We start from the raw sequence: 22,831 nt of genomic DNA on the forward strand, positions 1-22,831 counted from the left end.
CGGGAATTCTGCGTGCGATTTCTTTGTGTGATTTTTTCTTGGCTGGCCAGCCAATTTCTCGCTGGCAACTCTCTCAAAACAGGAATTTCCAATGCGTGAAATGTTGGATCAAAAACTGGATCGTTACCTCGATCTCGAAAAACAAATGTCAGACCCTGAAGTCCAGGGCAATCCGACAAAGATGGCGGCTGTCGCGCGTGAGCATGGGTCGCTGGCGAAGCTGGCCGGAAAGTACTCGCGGTACAAGGAATTGATCGCCGAGATGGACGAGCTTCGTGAGATGGCTCAGAGCGATGATGCCGATGAACGCGAAATGGCAGAAGCTGAGATCGAATCGCTGACCGTGGAGCGTGAAACGCTGTGGGCGGGCTTGCTGGATATGACGATCGGTGGCGAAGATGCCAATCGATCGCGATGCGTGATGGAGATTCGTGCCGGAACCGGCGGCGACGAAGCGGCTTTATTCGCAGGCAATCTTTTGACGATGTACCAGAAGCATTGCGAGACCAAGGGCTGGAAGATGGAAGTCATCGATTCAAGTGCCAACGAAATCGGCGGCTTTAAAGAGGTGACGGTCGGTATCGAAGGCGAAGGCGTCTATCGTGAGCTGCAGTATGAAAGTGGTGGACATCGAGTTCAACGCGTTCCTGAAACAGAAACCAAAGGTCGTATTCACACCTCGGCTGCGACCGTCGCGGTGCTGCCAGAGCCAGAAGACGTCGAGGTTGATTTGAAGCCGGATGACTATCGTCGGGACAACTATCGCGCCAGCGGTCCCGGTGGTCAGAAAGTCAACAAAACGGATTCAGCGGTTCGGCTGACTCACCATGAGACCGGAATCGTGGTCGCGATTCAGGATGAAAAGAGTCAGCACAAGAATCTGGCGAAGGCGTTGCGCGTTTTGAAGTCTCGCATCTACGAGCACCTCCAGCGTGCCGAAAACGCGAAACGGGCCGACGAACGAAAGTCGCTGGTCGGTTCGGGCGACCGCAGTCAGCGGATTCGCACTTACAACTTTCCGGACAACCGCGTTACCGACCACCGAATCGGTTTGACGATTTACAAGCTGGACCAGATCATCGCTGGCAACGTCAGCTTGTTGACGGATGCGTTGATCGAGCATGACCGTCAGACACTTCGCGAATCGATGGAGCAGTAGATTGTCGGCCTGCGATGAAACGTCGAAAAGCATTCGGCGTTGAGGATCGCGAATTTCTGGAAACGACCGTGCTGCGCGAAAGTCAATCTTTCAGCGGCAGGAATCGTCCAGCCAATCCGGCGACAACCGTCAGCCAACCCAACGCGAATGCGAACCACGCTCCCCAGCTTCGATACAACGTCGTTGTCGGGAGCGGCACGCGGACGTCGCAAATCAACGTGGCTTCCTGGCGACGTGGACCGACTTCAACCAGTCGTCCGAATTCATCAATGTGAGCGGAAAAACCGGTGTTCGCGCTAACCAACATCGGCTTCCGCATCTCAACGGCTCGTAAGACGTTGCAGGCCAAATGCAAATCCAGGCAGCTCGTGCCGAAGAACCAGCCATCGTTCGTAACGTTTACCATCGCGTCGACTTGTTCGTTCGCGGACTCCAGACTGTTGATCTGCTGCCGGACAAAATGCGGCACCGTTGACTCGAAACAAATGCTCGGCGCGATCGCAACGTCACCGATCTGCATCCGCACCGACTCCGTTCCCGCCGTCCACGAACTGAAACCTTTGAGAAAATCTTTCAGATACGGAATCCAGCGAACGACAGGAAAGTACTCACCAAACATCACCAAATGGTTTTTGTGATACGCCACGCTGACTTTGCCGCGATCGTCGAACAACAACGCACTGTTGTAGTCGACGTCGGCTTGCGGATCGCTCGTCCTCGAACCGACCAACAATGGCACGGCGTCGTTGAACAGGTTCGGATACCCTGTCGCCGACTCCCAGGCGAGCATCTGTTGTTCCGCGAAAAGTTCCGCGGTGTAATTCGCATCGAGATCAGAAAGAACCAGCCCGTACGGAAAACTTGACTCAGGCCACACGATCAAGTCCAGGTCTTTGGCGATCAATCGGGCCGAATGAGTCAGCTCGCCTCGTGTAAGAAACTCTTGATGAACTTCTTCTGCCGTTTTCGGCTTCAGAATGGTGTCCATCGAAGTCTGGATTAGCGCAACCTTCAGATGCTTGTGAGCTTCCGCTGATTTTCGCAATTGAGCATCCTTTGCCAGACGCTGCGATCCGAAAACGAAAACGCCGGCCAACGCGACTACGGCGATTGCGACATGAGCAAACCGTGTGGGTACGGTCGGCGACGCCGAAAGTCGGCGACAGGCAAAACTGCTGGCCACGGAAACTGCGGCCGCAACGAACATGATCGCGAAAGTGATGCCGTACGCGCCGAAGAACTCCGCAATTTGCATGCTGGTCGGGTTTCTGTACTGCGTGTGACTCAAGCAACCGATTCCGAACCCGGATAGAAAATTCACACGAACCCATTCGAGCCCCGTGAACACCAGCGGCACCGCGACGACTGTTGGCACTCGAAACCGGTGAACCAAAGTGCGGCTAATTGAGACGAACAGAGGGCCGTAGACCGAAAGGTAGGCGGCCAACGCGAACCAGCCAAACCATAGCAGCCAGATCGGCAATCGCACGAAATGCAACATGACAAGCCAGAAAACAAGGTTCGCGATCCAGACCTGTCGCAGCAGTTTATGCGGTAAAATCGGCGATTGAATCAGCCAGACTGTGGGCACCATCGCGATCCACGCCAGCGAGTAAATGCCCCGTCCTGGTCCAGGCATCGCCAGCCATAACATGGCCGATGAGAGCAGCGAAAAGAACAACGCCGTGAAATCGCGTCGAGTTGAACTCGATGCCGCCAGCGAATCAGCCGCTGAGGATTCTGAGCCGCGATTCTTAGAGCGTTCCTGCTTCTTTTTTCGTTTCCGTCGTTTGGCCATCTTCCGTCCCGGCTGTTTGGAAGCCGGCATTATGACGGGGCAGCGAAACCTTCGCGATGCCAATCTGCCGAACAACTTTCCTGCATCGCCAAAATTGGCTTATCGGCATATCCGGAACCCGTCAGAAAAGCGTCACGCAGAGCCATTTTGATGGCGATGAAAAGCCGGCAGAGACTTGCAAAACAAATCATCGCCTGCGGGCAAACAACTTTCTTTCGTGCACGATCGCGTCATCAACTCGATGCGGAATTGCACTCAAGACGCGGCACGACGACCAACGAAGTCGGCCGCGTTTTTTTATTGCGCCGACGAAATTTCGGCGGACTCTACTCGCCCAGATGCCGTTTCCAGCGATCCATCAAACCGGTTTTCTTTTCCGCAGCGGTAATGCTCTTTTTGGACTGTTCCAACTTCGCCGCCAACGCCGCCTCACGACGCTCCAGATCGGCCTGCATCTGCTCAATCGAAGCCCGTTGTTGGCTGAGCTTGGCACGGTTGATCGAGAGTTCGATTTCGGCTTCGCGAAGCTTCGAAGTTAACTGCTCTTTCAGCACCTCGATCTTCTCTCCGCCGGCAGGAGCAGCCTGTTCGACAGGTCCTTGTTCCAGCTTTCCCGGATCGGAGACCTGGTCCTGGTGAGCCGCTGGATTGACGTTCGCGACTGCAGCGCCGGCTTGCGGAGACACAGCAGCGCCACCGTGGGCGAGTTGTTCGATTTGATTGGAAAGCGACGAAAACATTCCGCCCAGTCGATTTTCCAGGTTTCTCAGCCGTTTCGCGAACGATGCCTCAAGAGCAATAAGTCGTTCGTCCGACAGCTGGCTGTCATCGAGAGTTTCCGTGTCCGAGTCTTCATACAGCAACGTCGGTTGCGTTTCAAGATTCGACTGCGGGATGGTTTCCTGGATCGGTGCGGGATTGCGTTGTGTTTCGACCGGAGATTCGGCAGGCATCTGCAGCGCGGTCACGACACCGGAGTCTGTCTCCAGTGCTGCGTCGGTTTCTGGATTTGCGTTCGCTGGCGATTCAAGCGATGAAACTTCATTGACGTTTGACGCTAACCAGCTTTCGACGCTTATTTCCTCTGGCTCGTCATTCTCCGGAAGACCGTCGACTCGTTCTGATACCGTCGTCTCTGATTCGGTTGATTCTGGTTCGCTTGACTTTGGCTCAGATGACTCTGGCTCGGATGATTCCGGGAGGTCGTCGTCGAACGCGCTGCGCAGTTCTTCGAGATACTTCTGAGTCAAATTCTTCTCATCGGCTTCGTCGGTCGATTCAGACACTGGATCGGCAGACGATTCGTCCGACTGAACTGCCGAACTCTCAGCGTCTAGAGCGTCTGGTTCGGACGGTTCTTCAGGACTTCCAGGCTCGAGGTCCAATCCAGTCGCGGTTTGCTCTGCTGCGATCATTTCGGTTGCGGATTCTTCGACCGAGTTCTCCTCAAAAGATTCGCTCGGCAACGCTTCGGCAGCAGGTTCTGCGATTGCAGTTTCCTCAGCAACCGTTTCCTCAGCAACCGTTGGCTCAGCAACCGTTGGTTCAGCGTCTGATGAATCTGTAATTTGATCTTCGAAAACGCTTTCTAGTGCTGCAAGATCAAAACCTGAGCCCTGTTCGCTTTCCGGCTCAGGATCGATTGATGAGTTAGCAGAATGTTCCGTCGGTTCATCGCCAATCGCCGACGTCGTAGATACGATATCAGCCACGTTTTCGCTATCGCAGACGTCAACAGTCTCAGAGCCGACTGTGGGGTCAGCGATAGCATCGGTGTCGGATTCAACAGCAGGCTCATCTGGAACGATACTCTCTCGCTCCGTGGCGTGCTCAAGAGCAGCCGTAATTTCGGCCGGAGCTTCGTCCTCGGTTGCGGTGGTTTGCTCAAAAACCGAGTGCAATTCGGCCTCAAGACTGCTGGTTTCCCCAGCGTCTGTGGTTTCGATTGGTTCCGCCGCGGTTGTTGAATCAGAATCGTCGGCTTTCAGATCGTTCAGGAAATTCTTCAGCGTCGCTACGGAGTCGCTCAAGTCGACTTCTTCTTCGTCGTCTTCAACCGTCAACGCCGGATCCGTTTCAGGACCGCCGCCGAGAAACTGGTTGACTTCATCAATGAGTTGCTGCGTTCGATCGACCAGCGCGGAATCGTCAGCATCAGATTCAGACGCCAGAGCTTCCGCTGGGATGGCCGGTATCGAATGGCTTTCTGCGCTATATCGCAATTCGTCCGAGTGGGCATTCTCGGTATCGATCAATGGTGTGTGATCTTCAGGCATGGGTTTTACAGTTATTGGGGATTCGTGAGGCAATGCCACGAATTTCGGGACGCGTAAAACCTAGGTCGTCGTTTGGAGAATGACTCCAAAATTCGAACTGTTCGCGATGAAGTCGACAGGGTTGTAGCGATTGCGCAACAACTGTGGCCTGGCGCGGGTTAGCCCCAATGCCGGTCTAGCCCTTCGGTTTGCTCAGTTGCCGGAGCGGTTTCGGGAGCGGGAAATGAACATTTTCCTGACGAATTACGACTGGCTCGACTTCTGCGTCGTAAGCCTCACAAATCCAGTCAACGCATTCCTCGACAACGGTTTCCGGAGCGCTTGCTCCGGCCGTGATCAGCACATTCTCCACGCCTTCGAACCATGCTTTGTCGATATCCTGTTTTCCATCGATCAAATGAGCATCGATTCCCGATTCGGCTGCAAGCTCTCGCAAGCGTTGGCTGTTGGAGCTGTTTTGGCTGCCCAGCACCAAACACAGGTCCGCACGTGAAGAGATCAATCGCACGGCTTCCTGTCGATTTTGCGTCGCGTAGCAGATGTCTTCCTTCGGAGGATTGACAAGATTTGGAAACCGCTGGCGAAGCCTTTTGATGATCCGGTTCGCATCGTCCACCGATAGCGTTGTCTGAGTCAGATACGCCAGTTTGGATTCCGGATCGACTTCCAGTTTGTCCACGTCCTCTTCGGATTCAACCAGGATCATGACTTCGGGTGCTTCCCCCATCGTACCGATGACTTCGTCGTGACCCTCGTGTCCAATCAGGAAAATTTTGTATCCTTCTCGGGCGTACTTGAGTGCCTCAAGATGAACTTTGGTTACCAGCGGGCATGTGGCGTCGATCGCGTTGAGGTTTCTCTCTTTCGCCACACGACGAATCTCGGGCGAGACACCGTGAGCGGAGAACAGCAACACCGAACCGGGAGGGACTTCTTCGAGCGTCTCCACGAATACCGCGCCTTTGGCCTTAAAGGATTCGACCACGTATTTGTTGTGCACAATCTCGTGGTAGACGTAGACCGGAGCACCGAATTCGCGCAGCGTCAGGTCAAGGCTTTCGATCGCCATGTTCACGCCAGCGCAAAATCCACGCGGGTTTGCCAACAGTATCTTCATGTCTGCTCCAGTTTCGTCCGAACCATGATCCTGAAAAACAAAAAGGTCGCGTCGACAGTGCTTCGCGCCGGCGGTTCGGTTCTGCAGGCATTTTAGGTTGCTTCCGCCGTTCGCCAACCTCCGATAGCAGGGTTGTCTGCTTTATCTGAAAGAACGTTGCCCTTAAAATTGCGGCAAACCACGGAGAAGAAAACATGGCGACTGCGATCCCAATGCCCACGTCCAACGAAACCCTGCAACGCGGCTTTAAAAGTGCTCGCTCGGCGGTTCGAAGCATGTTTCGAGACAGCATCTGGGTCTGTAATAACTTGCCAGGCGAAAAACGCCGCGAGCTTGATGTGCTCGGAAGCCACCTCGTTCGTTGCCTGGACATGTTGGATCTTGAGAGCTCCGAAGGCTTGCCGTTGGACGTGTGGAAAGAGATTCGGGACGAGTTGAGCGACGCGTTCTGCGGAAATCCGGCGACTGCGGAACAAGCTGCACTGGCGGCGGTCGTTGAGCGGTATCAAATCCCCAAGCAATTCATTTTCGACATGGTCAATGGAGCCGACTACTGGATTCGGTTTCGCAATTTTCAAACCTGGGAGCAGCTCGATACGTTTGCATCGAACCTTGGCGGCAGCGCGATGGCCGCGTCATGCAAACTTGTTGGCGTAAGCAAACCGGGCTATGAAGTTCCAGCGCTCAAGTGTGGCAAAGCAATTTTTTTGACGCAACGACTTGCGAAGTGCTACACCGATTTGAAGGCGAATCGAAACTTCCTGGCAGCAGAGGATCTCGACAGATTCAAGCTCGAAATCCATCGAGTCAAAATGAAGCAGGAGTGCCCGGAACTGAAGCGATTCGTTCGCTTTACTGCTTCTCGGCTAGAGAAACTTTTTGTAGAAGCCGGAAAACTGATTCCGTATCTGAATTTTGACGGCGCGAGATCAGTCACGTCACTGCTGTGTATGCACTGGCGGATGTTGACTCGGTTGAGGCTTGAACCTGAGAGCATTTACAACCCTCAAGGCGTTCTTACCCGCAGAGATTTGCTAGGCCTCAAATCCCGACATGTTCTTGGCGTCGAAGGCGGGATACCGATTATTCCAAATCGCAACGACCATCATTGATATGCAGAATTCGAGGTGTGCATCTGCTAATCCCTCCACTCGCCGCAAATTCGTTGCATTCGATTCGCCCTCGGTCGGAGTCGTATTGTGCGGGAAAAACCGGGGTAAATGGTGCAGCCCCATCTCTGGGAATCCCGATTCGAAAGAGGTAGTCGTTTTCTTGCACCTGGCATCAGCCGCCCATTGGAAGTGCGTTCCGGACTGGCGACCGCAAACTGTTGAGGGAACTGATGAAGAGTAAAAAGTCGCGTCGATCGAACCGTAGAGTGGTTTCTGGAACAACCAACTATCAAAGCCTTGAGACGCGACGTCTCTTGGCAACCGCGTCGTACAATGCAGGCGCGCTGATTGTCGATTTTGGCTCTGCCAACGATTCCGCCATCGTCGACGTCAATGGAAGCGGCAACGTGACCGTCAACGGAAACGACCAGATCAGTGTCGACGACACGCCAACGACGGTCGCAGCGAGCTCCGTAGATTTCTTTGTCGCGTACGGAACCGCTGATGTCGGGCAAGACCTTAGCCTTGTCGCCACGCTGCCGGAACTGGAAAGAATCGACATTGCTGACGTTGATGTTATCTCGCTTCAAGGCGACTACGACGTTGACAGTGTTTCGCTAACGGGTGCGACGGTGATTTCGCAGAGCGCTGGATCAGCATTGATGGTTTCCGGTCTGACCACGATTGGCGCGACAGGCAACGTGTCTCTCGGGTCAGTCGCGAACGATTTTGGTGATCGGGTTTCCGTTATTGGTAACGATGTCCTGCTCCGTGAAGCCAACAGTATTCAACTTGGGACAGTGACGACGACAGGGAATTTTCAGGTCGAGGCTTCACACATCGGCTCGCTGCTTTCACCAATTGTTGTCGCCGGCGATACGACTTTTTCAGCCGTCGATGGCGTTTCAATGTTGGAGTCTTCCATTGATACGCACAATCTGACCGTTTACTCATCCGATGACTTTAGCAATGTCGGAATGCATGAACTGATCGTCAGCGGCGACCTCAGTCTCACCGGCGGATCCGTTTCTGGGCGGGCAACGTGGACCGTTTCCGGCAACACAACAGTCACCTCGATCGGACTGCGTGATCTTACCGGCGACGCGATTGCCTTGGGTGGGGTCGATATCAGCACGACGGACTACACGGTTAGTGCACCTTTTGGTGACGTCGTCCTTGGAGACGCTACCGCGAGTGGGGACACCAGCGTCGAGGGGCTCCGCATCCGCATCGAGCCAACCGGCGGAAGTGGTGGAGAGTCTGACGGGCTGGCCAGTAGCAACGGAGATGGCGCAACATTCTCAGTGGATGGCGCCACGACGATCATGGCGACCGCGTTTCTGGATGCTGAAAACGCAACGATCAACTCGAACGATCTGACGATTGTTACCAGCTTTACCGATGTGATTCTGGGCACCGCGACGACCGTCACCGGCGACTTGATGATTTCTTCCGGCGGCATGGTAGAAGGCGGAACAGTATCCGTTGGCGGATCAGCAGAGATTGATTCTGTCCGGGACATCGCGCTGAACCTGATCGCCGATGGAAACTCGCGACTCGAATCTGGCGGCGACATTCTGCTCGAAGGCCTGTCCAGCGACTCAGCGACCTTAATCGCTGACGGAGCCGTGGCCAACCTTGACAACGCCGCGCTCGTTATCCAGAACAACCTTACGATCGAAGCCGACAGCGCTTCGTTGGGCGACATGTCGAACGACTCGTTTACCGCGACGCGAATCAAGGCGACCGTGGACAACGCTCTTGAAATTGAACAGGAATCGAATGTTCGACTGCTCAATATCTCGGCCGGAAGTCTGGCAGTGAGTTCCACTGGAACGATCACCAATCGAAACGACGCCACGATTGATGTCGTCGGCGATGCCGAATTCTCTGGGACGAACATCACCATCGGCCAAACGGTCGAGGATACGTTTAACGCGGGGCGACTAAGTTTTAACGCGTCCAATACCGTCCAGATTACGGAAAACAGTGCGACCGAGATCTTCTCTGCCAACACGGCGCATATCGTCGCGATCAATACCGAAGGAGACCTGACGGACGATGACAATGCGTCAATTGACGTTGCATTTTCGACGCTGTTCGAAGGAGCCAATGTCACGATCGGCGACTCCGCGACGGACTCATTCAATACCCGGACGCTTTCATTTTCGAGTCCAGGCCATGTCGACGTTTCGCAAGACTCTCGAATCTTCCTGACCAACGCCAACGACAGCAACCAGCTCTCACTTTCGACACCAGTCTCAGTTCTTGATTCACCGACGACTCAAGTCAACGTTGCGGGTGAAGTTTCGTTCGACACGCCTTATCTGAACCTCGGGGACAGCGACTCGGATCAGTTCAACGCCGGTTCGGTCAGTTTCAATACGAGTGATACCGTCAATCTGACTGAAGACAGCAACACTGTTTTCAGCGGCAACAGTGACGTTCGCCTCGCCATCATTCATGCGGGAGGAAGCCTGTCCACTGCAGTGAACGCTTCGGTTCAGGCAACGTCTGCTTCGCTCTATGCGACCGATGACATCCTGCTGGGAACCGAAGCCGGCGACTTTGTGGATATCGACCGACTTCAGTTCAACAGCCCGGAGGATGTGACGGTCGAGCAGGATGACTCGCTGTACTTCTTTGGAAACAACACGGCGAAGAACCTGACGCTGCTGGCTGATGGAGCCATTGGCGACAGTGGAACAGCCTCATTTTCCATTGCGGATCACACTTGGCTTGGTGGCAACACAATCTGGATTGGCGAAAAGTCAACCGACACGTTTAACACCGGGACACTGACTTTCGTGGCAACCGGCAACGTTGTGATCGGCGAGGACTCACTGATGATGATCCGTGGCAACAACACGGCGTACAACCTGACCCTCACGGCATCGAGCGTGATCGCAGACGACGACAATGCGGAAACCGTGGTCCAAAAGTTCGCCACCTTCACCGCTGACAGCGTCTACATCGGTGACTCGTTGACCGACTGTTTCGAAATCGTGGACGGGCCGACCAATTTTGAAGTCAACGCAATCACGTCCAGCGTGACCGTTGGTTGCTAGAGCAAACGATCGCCTTTGTCTGACGTATCATTCGGTCCGTTACTTCGCGTGCTCGACGGCTTCATAGTGCCGCTTGAGCCAGTCGGCTCCGAAGTCGTTGGTGAAATCTCGCCACACGACGTGCACATGGTTGGCGTTGTCCTGCGTATTATCGTATTCAAAGATGAACGTGGGTCCCTGAATTCGATAGTAGTGCCGTTCGCCCACCGCAATCTTGCCCGCCCAGGCGAAGAAGACGTTTTCGAAACCGGCGTCTTCGATTCGTTGTCGATCAACGTCCGCCAGTTCGCCACGCACTTTGCCAAGGTATACCTCGACCAGTTCTCTGAGCATTTTCTGCTGAGCGTCGCTCATGTCCGCGGCAGCGATTCCCGCTGGCTTCAAAGGAGTCGCATCGCGTCCCGGACCGAGGATCACATCGTTGGGGGCATCGGCGGAAATGATGGCCGTTTCCTTTTGTTTGACCGAAAGGTTCTTGATCAGTTTTCGACCCAGATCTTCTTCCTTGGCTAAAACACGCAAGCCCTTGAGGGCTCCTTGGGGAACGGATCCGGGGTTCGCACCAAAGAAAGCCGGGACGGCGGAGACCTGTTGGCCATCGATGATCGTAAAGCTGACTGAAAGGTGATGTCCTTCGATTCGCCATCCCCAGGTCGCGTCGTCAGCAGGAGTACCAAACAGGAACAGGTGATATTTCGTCGGGTCACGTTTGAGGCTGCCGTTTTCCATTTCATGCAGTACTTGCTCAAGGGCCATCACTTGCATCGCGGTAGAAAATCCGTCGTGGCTGAGGCCCGTTTGAACCAGCGACAACGCAAGGCCACGCTGATGCGGTTTCATGGCTTTCATGCCCAAACCTTCGCGTTCCATCGGAATGAACTGCCAGTCTTTGCGAAGTTTGTCGTCGAACTCAAACTGAATCGCTTTCGCCTGATCCTGATCCAGCGTTTTGAGCAAAAGGTTTGCGGCAGCCGACATCTCTTTGGCGACGTCGTGAGCCTGCAACGATCCGGCACTGAAGACCAAAATCGCTGTTGCCAGAAACGTCGCAATCGATGCCGCGCGAAAGGTAGATGAAAGCATGTTCAACAATCGTTAAGTCAGTTCAATGGAAACGACCAGTTTAACAGCCCTGTCACATTTATGGTTGTTCAGCAGGAGGCATTTTTCGATCCAGCCGTTGCATCAGTTTGCTCAGCGAGATTGCGATTGCATGATAGTCGCAAACGGCTCCTTTCCGTGGCCGCACGACGATATCCATGCCAGCCGGCAGTTCGTGTTGTTGGCCGCGGAACGCTTCCCGGATCCTTCTTTTCCAACGATTTCGCACCACAGCGTTGCCAACTTTCTTGCTCACCGCCAAACCAAGCCTCGATTGATCCGCAGGTGAATGCCGGCGGGTCGCGCGGATCACCAGAACGTCATCCGCCGCGAAATGATCGCGCTGGTAAACTCGATCAAAATCCTGACGGGAAAGCAGGCGTTGTGCTTTGGTGTAGGAAAGCCTGGAAGCCACGCTATCGGCCCATCGCAAGAAGCGCGGTGACGAATCCGATCAGGATTCCAATCAGCATGAACAGGCCCGATGTCACGATCAAAGTCATCATCGAGAACAGGTTTTCGTCCGGCAGATGACCGGCCGATTTATATTTACCAGCCACACTTGTCGGAATCGGTGGCTTGGGACGTAAAACGCCGCTACCTGATTCAGCCTCGGTTACCGAGTCGTCGCCGCTAAGCGTTGCTTCTGCCCCGCTGTTGTCCGAAATCTCAGACATCGCCAATTCTGCGATGTCCATATTCGGGTCCGTGGGTTGCGCATCGATCGAAGTCGATGGCGATGTCCAACGCGGACGTTCATCAAGGTCTTCGTCTCGCAGCGGACTGTTGTCTTCCGCCCAGGGCGAAAGCCGTTCAGCGACTTCAGTGGCCGTCTGAATTCTCTGACGAGGATCCTTGGCCATCATGTCACTCATCAAGTCCACGAACTCATCGCTGACTTCTTCGTTGAATCGACGCGGATGCCATGGCGTCTCCTCAAGGTGACGTTTGGCTTTGTTTCGCGAATTGCCGCCGGGAAACGGGACTTTGCCAGTGACCGCGTAATACAGCGTGCAGCCGAGCGAGTAGATGTCGCTGGCGCTGGTGATGTGATTTGGGTTCTTGATCTGTTCCGGCGAAAGATAGTCCGCCGTTCCGACGATCTTTCCGACGCGAGGGTCTTTCGGGTCATCCAGGCAAAATGCCAAACCAAGATCGGAAAGTTTCGCGAGTCCATCGGGCGTTACGAGGATGTTGCCAGGTTTAATGTCGCGATGAATCAGCCCGCCTTTATGAGCCTGTTTCAGACCCTCAGCGGCCTGCCGAACGATGTTGGCAGCCTGATTGATCGAGAGCTTTCCTTTGCTGCGAACCAGGCGACGCAAGTCCGTGCCGGGCACATATTCAACGACCAGATACTGAACGTTTCCGTCTTCGCCCGCATCGAAAGCACGGACCAGATTTGGGTGGTCGAGCTTTGCCTGAGCCCGAATCTCGCGGCGGAAATTTGAAATTGCTTCCGGCGTAATCTTGTGCAGCGGTAAAACTTTGATCGCTGACTCGCGGCCCAGCAATTCGTGCACGGCCTTGAAGACCTGGCCCATCCCACCCTGCCCGATCCAGTCGGTGATGATGTACGGTCCAAGCGTCAGTTTCGTGCGACCGCTGAGAAGCTGTTCTGCCTGATACTCCGACAGCAGCTTTGTCTTGATTAGCTGCCTGGCGAGTTTTTTGTCGCTGACATCATTCGCCGTCCGGACTCCGGCGTGAGTCTGCACAACTGCCGCGATGGCGTGGCGCAGCTGTTGCTCAGTGACCAAGCCACTGGCAATCGCAGCATCGCGAAGTTTTGGCTTGACGGAGCTCATGGAAGGAAGTCGCAAATGGAAGTTGGCAGGTGAACGAAATCATAGGTTGTAGCGAGTGATTTTCCAACAATCTGGAATATGAGCCTCGAATTGGAGAACTTTTTTTAGGGTGGGATGGGTAAATTCAACGGATTTGGAGTGTAAGGCGATTCCCCTGCCCGCGAATTTAGCCTTGCTACCGTACTTTTCGTCACCACTAATCGGAAACCCTGCTGCCGCGAGCTGACAACGAATTTGATGTTTTCGACCCGTTTGCAACTCGATTTCCAGCAAACTGCGGTCTCCGTCTTGCCCGATTGTGTCCCATGAAAGCTTCGCGATTTTCGCATCGCGTGGAATGTTTCCCGACTGCACGACTCTATCGGCGACGCATCGCATTCGCATCGCAGCGTCGTCCTTGAACATCCAGTTCTCGCATTTTCCGGTTCGGGCGATGGATTCTCCGTAAGAGTTCGCTGCAACGATCGCCCAATAGATTTTTTTCGTTTCGCGGTCCTTGAACTGTTTTGTCAGCCTCGCCGCAGCCTTGGAAGTTCGGGCCAGCACGATCACACCGGTGGTTTTTGCATCAAGTCGGCTGACAATCCCAAGATAGACGTTGCCCGGTTTGTTGTACTTTCGCCGAATATAGTCTTTCGCCATTTCGAATAAACTCGGTTGTCCCTCGGCCGCGCCCTGAGTTACCAAACCGGCGCGTTTGTTGACCACCAGCAGGTGGTTGTCTTCAAAGAGAATTTCGTTCGATTGCAATGGAGCGACTTTTGGCATGCCCGAAGTATAAACTACAATTCAAATCATGAACCATGAATTGATCCTCGCCAGCCAGTCGCCTCGCCGCAAACAACTTCTGACCGACGCCGGCTACAGTTTTACTGTCGACGCTCCTGACGATTCCGTTGAGCGCGGCATGTGCAGCAACTGTTCCCCCGAGGAGCTGGTTGTCGAATCGGCTTTTTTGAAAGCCGCCGCAATCGCGAAGCGGCACGAAGCGGGTTTAATCCTGGCTGCTGACACCGTCGCCGTTTGCGGGTCGGAAACTTTGGGCAAGCCCGTCGATCGCGACCATGCTGAAAAAATGCTGCGGATGATGTCTGGCAAACGACATCGTGTGCTGACCGGCGTTTGCATGCGAATTGCCGGGACCAGTCAGATCAAGACTTGGCTGGAGCAAACCACGCTGGTGATGAGTGACCTGGAAGATGAGCAACTTCAGGGCTTTCTCGATTCCGATCAGTGGATTGGAAAAGCCGGCGCGTTCGGCTACCAGGATGGACTCGATTGGGTTCGAATCGTCGAAGGGCTTGCGTCAACCGTCGTCGGGTTGCCGGTTGAGAAACTGCCTGAGTGGATTCGCGAAGTCGAAGCTTCGTGAGCAAGCAAGCTTGAGCACTTCACTTGTCCGATTCGTACATCCTCGACTCTTTTCTCAACTCCAGCAGCATCGCTTCAAGACGTTCGCGAATTTCAGCCATCAGCGGATCGTAGTCCAAACCTCGTTCTCGCTTCGTCGAAACTTCGATCGGGTCGCCGACAACGATGATGGATTTTAGGTGGCCGTGAATGCGGCACTTGTCGGTGAAATCCTCTTCGAACTTTTCGACGGTCTCCAGCAGGCGATCGACCGATGGATGTTCGGTGACATATTGATCGGGATAGCAGTCGATTTGCTGTGCCAAATAGGTGCGCTCAAGATGCTCCCAGCGGCGACGGCGTTCTGAAAGATTAAGCGTGTCCCCAATCATGTCGGGAAAGATTTTCACGCGCAGGTTCTTGATGCGAATTTGAATCCCGCCGTTTTGTGGCCCGCCCAGCCATTCTTCTTCAAGCGGATGAAGCAGGTGATCCACCATGTTGGACTGGCGCTTCCGCAAGAACGTGCCCTCGGGAACCGGGCAATGATATTGCAACTCCTTGATCTTCAACAAAGCGTCGCCGACTTTTACGATTCGATCCACCAACGGCAAATCCGTTTGAGGGCTCCAGCTAAGACGTCTTTCGAGCTCCGTCAGTACCTCTCCAGCAGCTTCGTCGACGTCTCCTTGAAAGACATATTTCAAAGCGATTGGGTGTGCAACAACCTTTCCGCTGCCGAGTTCTTCTTTGGCGCGGCGTTTGGCTGCCGTCCGGGCGATAAACGAAGGGCCATCCATCAACGCCATCAACTGGTCGTTGGTGCGACTGGTCGTGCCTTCGGGAAAGATCACCAACGGCCGTTCCGCGGTTTTAAGAATCTCGATCGCGTGGTCGATCGCAGTCCGGTCCATCCCTTCGCGATTGACGCTGAACGCACCCATCATGCGAACAACGAAGCGGATCGCCGCGCCCTGGTTAAATAGATGCCAACTGGCCATAAAGTACAACGGACAGCCCGCCGCGATTCCAAGGTTGTGAAGCGCCGCAGGGTCAGCCAGTCGCGGATGATTGGGAGTCATCAGCACCGCATGTCCCGCATCGATGGAAGCTCGCAGTTTTTCCGCGCCGCGGACTTCGTGGTCCCAGACTCCTTCGCGGCGCCGCAGCGTCACGCGATGCAGCCCCAAACCTCGGTACAGTTTCTGAGGCCACGTTGCCTTGATCGCTGGCGTGAACTTGTACGGCTTCTCGATGAAAATGCTACGCTGCATCTAGTTCTCCGCGTCCTGCTGTTGAACCTGCTGTCCAGCCCGGTCCTCGTCCGATTTGTCTGTTTTGAGCGGATTGTAGATCGCCATCCACGTTGCCAATAGCGTCGACAAAACAACGAAGGCACCGAACCACCATCTGGTCCACACGTAGCGTCGCTGATTCTCGCTGCCGGATTTTTGCGGCCGCGTATCGATTCCAACCGACCAGAAAACAACCGCCGTGCCCAAAACGATGAACACCACGTTGGTCAGGAAAAGTAAAAGGGCGCCGATGCAAAGCGGAAAATTGCCCGAAGCCAGCGACATGCCTGAGGTCGCGATCGGTGGGATCAAGGCCGCTGCAATCGCCACGCCCGGGATGGCTCCATTGAGTCCTTTGCGGCTCATCGCGTAAGCTCCGGCGATCCCACTGGCAAAGGCGACGAAGAGATCCAGAAACGACGGCCAGTCACGCGCTGCCATTTCGTCGGTCGTGGTGATGTCTGTAAACAACAAGTCAAAGAATCCGACGAAGGCTCCGATCGTAAACGCGATGGCAAACCCGATCAAAACGGCTCGCCACGCATTGCGGATCAAGTTCAGATTTCCCTGAATGAGTGCGAACCCGATGCCAACGATCGGCGTCATGAGCGGCGCGACCAGCATCGCTCCGATCACCACCGCGGTCGAACTGTCGGCCAGTCCAAGGGCGGCGATGAGTGTCGAAAGTGAAATCAGTGCACAGAAATCGAAATTGAACTTTGAATTCGTTTCCAGGTTCTCCACCAGCTCAATACGCTCTTCGCGTTCCAGTTGCGGAACCAGTTGTCGAATCGCTCCCTGACAGCCACGCAGCAGTTTTCGGCTGATCGAGACCGCTGGTCGAACGACAGCCATCGATTTTCCATCGTCCTTGTTCCGTAGTCCGCGGACCAGAGAGCGGATCTTTTTGATGTTGCGACTGCCGAAAATCACCGTGTCGAAACTCGTCGGGCCCTGAGCCTGAACTCCGTCCACGATCGAATCGCCAATGAACGTCGACGTTTCAAAGTCCGATTTGTTGGAGCCCGTGCCGGAGACGATTGACGCCGCTTTCCTGCCTGCGATCTGCGGCGCGACCTCATCGTCGTCGGGCCAAACGTACAGCAGGGCAACGCTGCCGTTTTCCGTTGATCTCGAAATTTGCGCCGCTCGACGCGCCGCCAAAGAGGACTCCGTGTCCGCGTCAGCAGCGACCAGCACTTTGATCGGTTGATCCAAAGGCGGTGGCGAACCCCAAACCATCATCGTTTCGCAAGGAGCTTGCAAGAACAATCGCTGAGCCCACGATGCACCCTGCTCTTGCGACTTGAGGTCATTGATCGCTGGAATGATCAGTCGCACTGAATCAAGCGTTTCGACCATGTCGACAAAGGCTTCTGCCGGATTGGGAGCCACCAGCTCTCGCGTTTCTACCACGATTTTGTCCAGGTTCGCGGCTTCCCGATGTTCCGCAACATGCTCTTTCAGCACGACGCGATCGCAACCGTCAAGAAAATCAAAAACAGCCTGGAAAATCGCGTGCTCGCCGGCTTCGTCGTGCAACAGCGGATCCCACTTTGGCGAACCCTTCTGTCGCCGCGGCACGATTATCAGCAGCTCATAATGTTGCGAGAGTTGCGAGATTGCTGCCCGGATTCCCCAGTTGACCAGCGGTTCGACTTGCGAAGTTTCATTGATATAGACGGCGATCGGCATGACGAACGAGTGGTTGGGTGAGAGTGAGGCAAGCAGAATGACGCAGTGATCTTGCAAAGTGGCGGTCTTCAGCGTGCGACAAACGACGCGACCAAAACCAGGAAGCTCACAACACGACGGTCGGGCCTAACGATTGTAGCCGATACCAAACGTCAATCCACGCAGACCAAAATCGCCTTGAGGAAACGCAGCGGTGCCTCCTCCAATCCACGTTTGGTTCATAAAGCCGAATCGTCCGTACCACGATCGGTTTTCGCCAATCGTTTTGGTGTACTGAACCGCGACCAGAAAATCGATGATCGTGAGAAACTCATCGGCTCCCAAGCGGCTTTCGAGTCCCGACTGGGAATTGGTCACCGTCTGGTCACGCTGGCCAAACAGAACCGAACCGCCGAACGTCGTCACCAACTCCATCGGAGTGTGGCCAATCGGACGATAGTATTCAATGATCGCTCGCGGACCAAAGGCTCGCATATCAGAAACCGACTGCAGCGTTTCCACTGTGGTCCCGTCCGCCGATACGACGTTGGCATTAAGTTGCTGTGCGATGCTGACGTACTGGAACCCGAAGTTTCCGTTGACTCTTGATATTGGAAACTTCAACTCTTTGAAAAACGAAATCGCTGCCGAATCGATGTCGATCGAATGTTGCGAGCTGAGGATCTCGCCCGCGCCGTCCGCGAAAATTCGGCTCCACACGTTTCGGCCGATGACCCAGGCGTTGGTTTGTCCGATGACGTTCCCGTCGCTGGTGAAGCTCGCGATTTCCGAGTTGGAGTTGATGTTGAAGTAGGTCAACTCCATGCCAGGTCCGTACTGTGATTCGAAACCCATCCGGACTCGCGGATGAAAGTCCGAATCGAAATCGTTGGCGATGGACTGGCCGAAATTTACTGCTTCGGTTGAGATTCCCGTGTTGCCCTGAAACTGCGGTTCGGCCCACAGGACTTCTGCCATGTAGAAGAATCGACCCGTTGCGATGATGTCTGCAAACGGAGGAAAGTCTCGCTTCTTGGTTTCGAAATCAAATTTTTCACCATCGTCAATCGGATAGATGTCGGATCGGCGTACGGGGTAAGGACTGCGGTGGCCGACTTGCGGATCGTAAGTTGGCAAGTAATCCACGGCTGCAAACGCTGGAGGCTGATCAGGCAAATACTCGCGCAAGGCTTCGCCCGGTTGTGGTGGAGGTGACAGCGACAGATCGCGGCTCATGTTCACGCGTTCGTTGTGTCCAGCAGTAGGAGTCACCGGTGCCTGCCACGGAATCGGGGCTTGTTGCGGAATCGGGGCTTGCTGTGGTAGCGGAGCCGCCGTGGCCGTTGGCTCGACAAATGTTGCGGTTGGCGCCGTGGTGGGTCGAACCTTGAACAGCACGTCTTCGTTCACGATTGCAGATGAAGGCTCGAACGCGTTTCCGCCAGTCGTCGGAAACAGAGGCGGAGTTTCGGTTGATGGCGTTGACTCCTCGATGATCACAGGAGCAGGTTCTGGATTCAGTTCGATCGACGGGTCAGCCAACGGCAACTCTAGCGGAATACTCTCCGCAACAGAGTCCGCCGAATCAAGCATGACGGGTTCAGCGTTGGCTGGCGCTTGCGTCACCGCTTCAACGGCATTGGCATCCAGCGTGAAGGCTTCGATCGCGCCGGGAGCAACGTCGTCGGAATCGGCTTCATACGATGCCGACGTCGCTGTATTTTCTGGCTTGACGGGCCTGTTCGCTGGAGCGAATGAAGGCGCGGAAGTGGATTCGAAAGGAAAGGTTGGAGGCTGTTGTCCACTATCGGGTTCGGCGGCGTCTTTTGTTGCACCGAGCGGAGCCCGCGTTTCGGCTGGCACGAATCGTTGAGCCGCGGAAGCGGGAGAGTCCTGGTAGCCCGGTACTTTTGGTGTCGGTGGGAAATCCGATTCCAGCGAATTTGGCAGAACCAGTTCTGAAAGTTGAACCGGTCGCGCGTTCGCCGTTGTCGCCAGAGCAGCGGTTGCCGCAAAGGCCGTCAGCATCAGGATCAGTTTGTTTTTTGGCATCGAATCTACACACACGAAACGCGGAACAACCGGAAGAACCGTTGTTTCATGGAGAATCGGTACAATCGTTATTCCCGGCTGATCAATTCCCGCTTGCGCGAAAGCGTTCCTCTAACCGGAGGCCGCTCTGCAACCGAAAACGGTTCCTCAACCGGACGGCGTTGGCTAACGCGACAATCCGGAACTTTTCGAAAACTTTGGCCAATCGTCAAAGTTTGCCACGCCTTGCCCAGATTGAATTGAGGAGCCCGAACTGCGATAATCAGTGGCTCAAATCAGGCTAACCAACAGAAAAAACGCGAATCGTATGCTCGAAGTCGTCTCCACGATCTTCCAATTTCTGGTCCAGCGACCGTTGATCATGCTGCTGTTGATGGCCGCTCCGTTTTTGCTTGCAGTGCGAACGCGTAGTGTTTTTCCGACGCGCTTGATGCTGGGGATTTTTAGCTGCCTGGCCGGCTCGTCGTTGTTGATCGCCGTTGGACCTGGATTGATCACGTACCTGTTGGGGTTTAGTTCTCCGCTGGTCGCCAGAATTTTGATTGCCGTCGTAGTGGCGTTGGACGTGTTGCTTTTGCTGGTCGCATTCGCCGACTTTTTTACGGTGGTCAGTGCAAGCAAGTTGTCGGCCAGCAGAAGCATGCTACGGATTGCGTCCTTGGGAAAGCCGCACGATGTGGAAATTGAGCTGGTAAACAAGTCAACCTATCGCGTCAAAGTTTCGGTCAAAGACGATTTGCCCGGCAGCTTTAAAGCGACGCCAGCCAATTTCGATACCGTCGTCGAGCCGTTGAGTCGCGCGGTTTTCGATTATCGAATCGTGAGCGACATGCGTGGCAAGTACTCGATGGATTGCGTCTATGTCGAAGTGCGAAGTTTTGCTGGGCTTTGGAAAGGTCTCTATAAATTGCCCGCCGAATCGATGCTCTACGTTTACCCGGACATGCGGCAGATCGCCGAATACGATTTGCTGGCTCGCACGAATCGCCTGAGTCTGGTCGGCGTGCGTCGGACTCGAAAGATCGGTCAGGACAACGAGTTCGAACGACTTCGCGACTATACCGCCGACGACAACTACAAAAACATTGACTGGCGTTCGACAGCGAAACGACGCAAGCTGACGGTCAAGGATTTCCAAACCAGCCAAAGCCAGCGGATCATTTTCATGCTCGATTGCGGGCGACTGATGACAGGCATGTCGGGGCGTTTTGACATGCTGGATCACGCGCTCAACGCGATTTTGATGCTCAGCTACGTCGCGCTCAAGCAAGGCGATGCCGTGGGACTGATTTGCTTTAGCGATAAAGTCCACAGTTTCACGCCGCCGAGGACGGGCTTGCGACACATCAACCATTTGCTCAACGCAACGTTTGACCAAAAAGCCAGCTATGTCGAATCGCGTTTTGATGACGCGTTTTTCTATCTTCAGCGGAACTGCCCCAAACGTTCGCTGGTCGTGCTGGTGTCTAACGTGCTGGACGAAGTCAACGCGAATCAGGTTCTGCAATTCAGTTCCCAGCTAACCGGACGCCATTTGCCGCTGTGCGTTTTTGCTCGGGATCATGATCTTTATCAAATGGTCGACAAGTACAGCGACCAGGTGGACGCAGGCGGCGCCAGTGACAAAACGCTCTACGAAGCGGCTGCATCGGCGAGCATTCTGTCGTGGCGAAAACAGGTGATCACCGATTTGCAGCATCAGGGCGTGCTGGCGATCGAGAGCTTTCCCGAGGACATGACGGCTCAGCTGGTGAATCAATATCTTGAAATTAAAGCTCGGCATTTGCTGTAGCGTTCGACTGCACGGCCCTCAGTCACGATTGCCTTTCGCCGCTTGTCGTTGTGAGAAACTTGCCTTCGCCGTCAGTTGCCACTACGCTTTTACACACCGTTGTGCCCCAAATAGAGAATCCTATGAACCGTTCTGTGCTCCGAATAATCCCTCTGGTTCTGACCAGTCTGTTACTCGTGTCGACCGCCGTTGGGCAAGAAAAAGTTGAGGATCCGATCCCGGTTCTGATCGTCGACGGCCAAAACGGATACCACGGTGACTGGCCCAAGATCACGTTGATGATGAAGACTTACCTGGAAGAAACAGGCAAGTTTAAAGTCGACGTGTACCGCTCGAAATTTCTGATGAATGGGGCTCGTGAGAAAGAGTTTCCACTCGATGACGGCAAGGAGTACAAGGATTTCAAAGAAGCCAAAACGGATCCGGACTTCAAGCCGGACTTCTCGAAATACAAATTGGTCGTGAATAACTTTGGCTACAACGCTGCTCCCTGGCCGAAAGAAACGCAACAGGCTTTCGAAAAATTCATGAAGGACGGCGGCGGCCTGGTTAGCGTTCACGCCGCCAACAACTGCTTTCCGCAATGGAAAGAGTACAACTTGATGACCGGTCTCGGCGGTTGGGGCGGACGCAGTCAGAAGAGTGGCCCGTATGTTTACTACAACGACAAAGACGAAATCGTCCGCGACGATTCAGATGGAAAAGGCGGGCATCATGGGCCGCAGCACAAGTTCCAAATCGTGCTTCGCAACACTGATCATCCGATCACGAACGGAATGCCGTCGAGTTTTCTGCATGCTCAGGATGAGCTTTATGAGCAGCTTCGCGGTCCGGCGTTGAACATGACGATCCTGGCGACAGCGTTTGCTTCGCCGGAGCAGAAAGGCAGCGGACGACATGAGCCTTTGTTGATCGCATTGGACTACGAGAAAGGCCGCGTTTTCCATACGACGCTTGGCCATGCGGCGTATTCGTGCGAGTGCGTGGGTTTCATCACGACGTTCCTGCGAGGATCGGAATGGGCTGCAACGGGCAATGTTACGATTCCTGTTCCGAAGGATTTCCCGACGGCGACGGAAACCAGTGTGCGGAAGTTCGATGAACGGGGTGTGGAGGCGAGGGACGCCGAAAAAGCCGTGAAGTAAGATGTCGTCGTGAGGTGTGCGATCACAGACAGCTTTGTGACCCAGCGCGATCACAGGCTGGAAGCCTATGCCACCATTGGCTCG

16 protein-coding genes are annotated in these 22,831 nt (G+C 54.6%); 6 read left to right on the forward strand and 10 right to left on the reverse strand.

Going from position 1 to position 22,831, the window contains the following annotated elements; all coding sequences use genetic code 11:
- The first annotated feature begins 91 nt into the window (after nucleotides 1-91).
- Entirely contained in the window at nucleotides 92-1,159 is a 1,068-nt protein-coding gene (gene prfA / locus MFFC18_RS04805) for a peptide chain release factor 1 (RefSeq protein WP_075081824.1), read from the forward strand.
- 82 nt (nucleotides 1,160-1,241) lie between these two features.
- Here prfA and lnt read toward each other — a convergent pair whose 3' ends face one another.
- The 3 genes from lnt to ispH all read right to left on the reverse strand — a co-directional run bounded on the left by lnt (nucleotide 1,242) and on the right by ispH (nucleotide 6,350).
- Complete coding sequence (lnt, locus tag MFFC18_RS04810) at nucleotides 1,242-2,957, reverse strand: apolipoprotein N-acyltransferase (RefSeq protein ID WP_157664994.1); 1,716 nt, start codon at nucleotides 2,955-2,957, stop codon at nucleotides 1,242-1,244.
- A gap of 326 nt (nucleotides 2,958-3,283) precedes the next feature.
- Complete coding sequence (locus MFFC18_RS04815) at nucleotides 3,284-5,233, reverse strand: prolipoprotein diacylglyceryl transferase (protein WP_075081822.1); 1,950 nt, start codon at nucleotides 5,231-5,233, stop codon at nucleotides 3,284-3,286.
- Nucleotides 5,234-5,408: 175 nt separating this feature from the next.
- Nucleotides 5,409-6,350, reverse strand: coding sequence for a 4-hydroxy-3-methylbut-2-enyl diphosphate reductase (gene ispH / locus MFFC18_RS04820; protein WP_075081980.1), 942 nt, complete (start codon nucleotides 6,348-6,350; stop codon nucleotides 5,409-5,411).
- Nucleotides 6,351-6,544: 194 nt separating this feature from the next.
- Here ispH and MFFC18_RS04825 point away from each other — a divergent pair, with 194 nt between their 5' ends.
- Nucleotides 6,545-7,462 (forward strand): squalene/phytoene synthase family protein, encoded by a 918-nt coding sequence (locus MFFC18_RS04825; protein ID WP_075081821.1) that lies wholly within the window; start codon nucleotides 6,545-6,547, stop codon nucleotides 7,460-7,462.
- A gap of 230 nt (nucleotides 7,463-7,692) precedes the next feature.
- Nucleotides 7,693-10,530, forward strand: coding sequence for a beta strand repeat-containing protein (locus tag MFFC18_RS04830; RefSeq protein ID WP_075081820.1), 2,838 nt, complete (start codon nucleotides 7,693-7,695; stop codon nucleotides 10,528-10,530).
- 39 nt (nucleotides 10,531-10,569) lie between these two features.
- Here MFFC18_RS04830 and MFFC18_RS04835 read toward each other — a convergent pair whose 3' ends face one another.
- Genes MFFC18_RS04835 through MFFC18_RS04850 form a run of 4 tightly spaced genes read right to left on the reverse strand, consistent with a single transcriptional unit; the run spans nucleotide 10,570 to nucleotide 14,207 of the window.
- Nucleotides 10,570-11,613 carry a DUF3500 domain-containing protein gene (locus MFFC18_RS04835; protein WP_075081819.1) on the reverse strand — a complete coding sequence of 348 codons (1,044 nt, stop codon included), beginning with the start codon at nucleotides 11,611-11,613 and terminating at the stop codon, nucleotides 10,570-10,572.
- Between the two features lie 58 nt (nucleotides 11,614-11,671).
- Entirely contained in the window at nucleotides 11,672-12,046 is a 375-nt protein-coding gene (gene rnpA, locus MFFC18_RS04840) for a ribonuclease P protein component (RefSeq protein WP_075081818.1), read from the reverse strand.
- Nucleotide 12,047: 1 nt separating this feature from the next.
- A complete protein-coding gene (locus tag MFFC18_RS04845; RefSeq protein ID WP_075081817.1) occupies nucleotides 12,048-13,439 on the reverse strand; it encodes a serine/threonine protein kinase in 1,392 nt (463 codons plus the stop codon).
- A 39-nt stretch (nucleotides 13,440-13,478) separates the two neighbouring features.
- On the reverse strand, nucleotides 13,479-14,207 hold the full coding sequence (locus MFFC18_RS04850; protein ID WP_075081816.1) for an RluA family pseudouridine synthase: 729 nt from the start codon (nucleotides 14,205-14,207) through the stop codon (nucleotides 13,479-13,481).
- Between the two features lie 28 nt (nucleotides 14,208-14,235).
- On the opposite strand from MFFC18_RS04850, the gene MFFC18_RS04855 reads away from it, so the two are divergent.
- Nucleotides 14,236-14,811: a Maf family protein gene (locus tag MFFC18_RS04855; protein ID WP_075081815.1), complete on the forward strand. Its 576-nt coding sequence runs from the start codon at nucleotides 14,236-14,238 to the stop codon at nucleotides 14,809-14,811.
- Between the two features lie 19 nt (nucleotides 14,812-14,830).
- Here the strand turns inward: MFFC18_RS04855 and MFFC18_RS04860 are convergent, their stop codons facing one another.
- The 3 genes from MFFC18_RS04860 to MFFC18_RS04870 all read right to left on the reverse strand — a co-directional run bounded on the left by MFFC18_RS04860 (nucleotide 14,831) and on the right by MFFC18_RS04870 (nucleotide 19,810).
- A complete protein-coding gene (locus MFFC18_RS04860; protein WP_075081814.1) occupies nucleotides 14,831-16,063 on the reverse strand; it encodes a lysophospholipid acyltransferase family protein in 1,233 nt (410 codons plus the stop codon).
- Nucleotides 16,064-17,779, reverse strand: a complete 1,716-nt coding sequence (locus MFFC18_RS04865) for a TIGR00341 family protein (RefSeq protein ID WP_075081813.1) — start codon at nucleotides 17,777-17,779, stop codon at nucleotides 16,064-16,066.
- Nucleotides 17,780-17,905: 126 nt separating this feature from the next.
- Nucleotides 17,906-19,810 (reverse strand): hypothetical protein, encoded by a 1,905-nt coding sequence (locus tag MFFC18_RS04870; RefSeq protein WP_075081812.1) that lies wholly within the window; start codon nucleotides 19,808-19,810, stop codon nucleotides 17,906-17,908.
- 307 nt (nucleotides 19,811-20,117) lie between these two features.
- Here MFFC18_RS04870 and MFFC18_RS04875 point away from each other — a divergent pair, with 307 nt between their 5' ends.
- Both MFFC18_RS04875 and MFFC18_RS04880 read left to right on the forward strand, forming a co-directional pair.
- Nucleotides 20,118-21,602, forward strand: a complete 1,485-nt coding sequence (locus MFFC18_RS04875; protein WP_075081979.1) for a DUF58 domain-containing protein — start codon at nucleotides 20,118-20,120, stop codon at nucleotides 21,600-21,602.
- Nucleotides 21,603-21,724: 122 nt separating this feature from the next.
- Entirely contained in the window at nucleotides 21,725-22,747 is a 1,023-nt protein-coding gene (locus MFFC18_RS04880) for a ThuA domain-containing protein (RefSeq protein WP_087149583.1), read from the forward strand.
- The last annotated feature ends 84 nt before the right edge of the window (nucleotides 22,748-22,831 follow it).

This window comes from Mariniblastus fucicola, from assembly GCF_008087665.1.
Taxonomy (GTDB): Bacteria; Planctomycetota; Planctomycetia; order Pirellulales; family Pirellulaceae; genus Mariniblastus; species Mariniblastus fucicola.